Source organism: Actinoplanes sp. NPDC051633, assembly GCF_040681735.1.
Taxonomy (GTDB): Bacteria; Actinomycetota; Actinomycetes; order Mycobacteriales; family Micromonosporaceae; genus Actinoplanes.
On record NZ_JBFAZH010001091.1, the window covers coordinates 1 to 2,591 of the forward strand.

At 70.2% G+C, this 2,591-nt stretch carries 4 protein-coding genes and 1 pseudogene; all 5 read left to right on the forward strand.

The features are described from left to right. Nucleotides 1–2: 2 nt before the first annotated feature. Nucleotides 3–443: pseudogene (gene rpsP / locus AB0M20_RS37325) on the forward strand (30S ribosomal protein S16); the annotation flags it as partial. Between the two features lie 151 nt (nt 444–594). After that, entirely contained in the window at nt 595–852 is a 258-nt protein-coding gene (locus AB0M20_RS37330) for an RNA-binding protein (RefSeq protein ID WP_014447131.1), read from the forward strand. A 15-nt stretch (nt 853–867) separates the two neighbouring features. After that, complete coding sequence (gene rimM, locus AB0M20_RS37335; protein WP_364305501.1) at nt 868–1,365, forward strand: ribosome maturation factor RimM; 498 nt, start codon at nt 868–870, stop codon at nt 1,363–1,365. Further along, complete coding sequence (gene trmD, locus AB0M20_RS37340; protein ID WP_364305497.1) at nt 1,365–2,123, forward strand: tRNA (guanosine(37)-N1)-methyltransferase TrmD; 759 nt, start codon at nt 1,365–1,367, stop codon at nt 2,121–2,123. The genes rimM and trmD overlap by 1 nt, the downstream gene beginning before the upstream one ends. Nucleotides 2,124–2,245: 122 nt before the next feature. Further along, a partial coding sequence (rplS, locus tag AB0M20_RS37345; RefSeq protein ID WP_364305499.1) for a 50S ribosomal protein L19 occupies nt 2,246–2,591 on the forward strand: 346 nt, incomplete at its 3' end.

Here is a 2,591-nt window from a genome sequence, read left to right on the forward strand (position 1 = left end):
CCGTGGCCGTAAAGATCCGGCTCCTGCGGATGGGCAAGATCCGCAACCCGCAGTACCGCATCGTCGTCGCCGACTCGCGCACCAAGCGCGACGGTCGCGCCATCGAGTACGTCGGCATCTACCACCCGAAAGAGCACCCGTCGCTGATCGAGGTCAAGTCCGACCGGGTGCAGCACTGGCTGTCGGTCGGCGCTCAGCCGAGCCAGGCCGTGCAGCGCATCCTGGAGAAGACCGGCGACTGGCAGCAGTTCAAGGGCCTGCCGGCCCCGCCGCCGCTGCTGGTCAAGGAGCCGAAGGCGAGCCGCACCGCGGCGTACGAGGCCGAGTCCAAGGCCGCCGCGGGTGTCGCCGACGCCCCGGCTGCCAGGCCGGCCAAGAAGGCGGCCAAGGCTGCTGCCGAGAAGCCCGCCAAGGACGAGGCGAAGGCCGAAGCCAAGACCGAGGCGACGGCCGAAGCCAAGGCCGAGCCGAAGGCCGACACGAGGACCCCGGCCGCGCCGGAGGTTGCCGAGGACAGGCCGACCGACACGAAGGCTGTCGACCCGGCCGAGCCCAACCGCGAGGCGGTCGCCAAGGACGCTGAGGACCCGGCCGGTGCCGGCGCCGACCAGAGCTGACGGGGCGCTCCGGCCCGCGCTGGAGCACCTCGTCAAAGGCATCGTCGACAACCCGGACGACGTCCGGGTCCGGCTGGTCGACTCGCGCCGCGGCAAGCGGCTCGAGGTCCGCGTGCACCCCGAGGACCTGGGAACGGTCATCGGGCGTGGCGGGCGCACGGCCAAGGCGCTGCGGCAGGTCATCGGGTCGATCGGTGGGCGCGGCATCCGCGTCGACATCGTCGACGCGTACTGAGTCGCTGGTCAGATGCTGCTCGTCGTCGGCCACATCGGTAAGGCGCACGGGATCCGAGGCGAGGTCCTGGTGACCGTGCGGACCGACGAGCCCGAGCGACGTTTCGTGCCGGGAGCGGTGTTCACCACCGCTTCCGGCAAGCTCGTCCTGGAGTCGTTGCGCTGGCACCAGGGCCGGGTCATCGCCCAGTTCGAGGGTGTGCCCGACCGCAACGCGGCCGAGGAGCTCCGCGGTACCGAGCTGCAGGTGGAGTCCTCCGAGATCCCGGACCCCGACGATCCCGACGAGTTCAACGACCACCAGCTGGTCGGTCTCCGGGTCGTCACCGTCGACGGCGACGACCTCGGCGAGATCCGGCAGGTCAACCACGCGCCGTCGTCCGACCTGCTCGTTCTCGCGAAGAACGGCGGCGGGACGGCATTGATCCCGTTCGTCAGCCAGATGGTCCCGACCGTGGACCTGGCCGGTGGCCGCGTGGTCGTCGACCTCCCCGAGGGCCTGCTCGATCTTTGATGCGCGTCGACATCGTCTCCATCTTCCCGGAGTACTTCTCGCCGCTCGACCTGTCGCTCGTCGGCAAGGCCCGGGGCAGCGGTGTGCTCGACCTCACCGTGCACGACCTGCGCACCTGGACCTCCGACGTGCACCGGACCGTGGACGACACCCCGTACGGCGGCGGGCCGGGCATGGTGATGCGGCCCGAGCCGTGGGGCCAGGCGCTCGACGCGGTCGGCCCCGGCGTACTCATCGTGCCGTCTCCCGTGGGCAAGCCGTTCACCCAGGCGGACGCGCACGCCTTCGCCCAGCTGGACCACCTGATCTTCGCCTGCGGCCGCTACGAGGGCATCGACCAGCGGGTGATCGACGACGCCGCCGAGCGGATGCCGGTGCGCGAGGTCTCGCTCGGCGACTACGTGCTGTTCGGCGGGGAGGTGGCGGTGATCGTGATCCTCGAGGCGGTCACCCGGCTGCTGCCCGGGGTGCTCGGCAACGCGGACTCGCTGACCGAGGAGTCGTACGCGGCGGGCCTGCTGGAGGCTCCGGTCTACACGAAACCCGCGTCGTGGCGCGACCGTCCCGTGCCCGAGGTGCTCCGCTCGGGCGACCACGGCCGGATCGCTCGCTGGCGGCGTACCCAATCTCTGCTCCGGACCGCCACCCGGCGCCCGGATCTGCTCGCCGCCTACCCTCCCGCCGATCTCGATAAATCGGACCGGGCGGCGCTCATCGAGGGCGGATTTCAGATCCCGCCCTCCGATGTGGCAAAGTAGGGAGGTTGCCGTTCGCTCCCACGCCGTGGGCGGCGAGCGAGGACCTTACTTCTCGCAAGGTCAGAGTCACCCATTCGCGCATCGAACTCCCGGTGCGCTTTGAGTATCACGAGGATGCAGCGATGAACACGCTGGACGATCTCGACGCGCAGTCACAGCGCGCCGACCTGCCCGACTTCCGCGCCGGCGACACCGTCAAGGTGCACGCCCGGGTCGTCGAGGGCAACCGGTCCCGGGTCCAGGTCTTCCAGGGCGTCGTGATCAGCCGCCAGGGCGGCGGCCTGCGCGAGACCTTCAAGGTTCGCAAGATCAGCTTCGGCGTCGGCGTCGAGCGTACGTACCCGATCAACAGCCCGCAGATCGACCGGATCGAGGTCGTCACCCGCGGTGACGTGCGCCGGGCGAAGCTCTACTACCTGCGCGAGCTCCGGGGCAAGAAGGCCAAGATCAAGGAGCTTCGGGAGAAGC

What these genes read in the sequence shown, in the direction of transcription:
- trmD (WP_364305497.1), top strand. Translation starts at nt 1,365, where the DNA reads ATGCGCGTCGACATCGTCTCCATCTTCCCGGAGTACTTCTCGCCGCTC.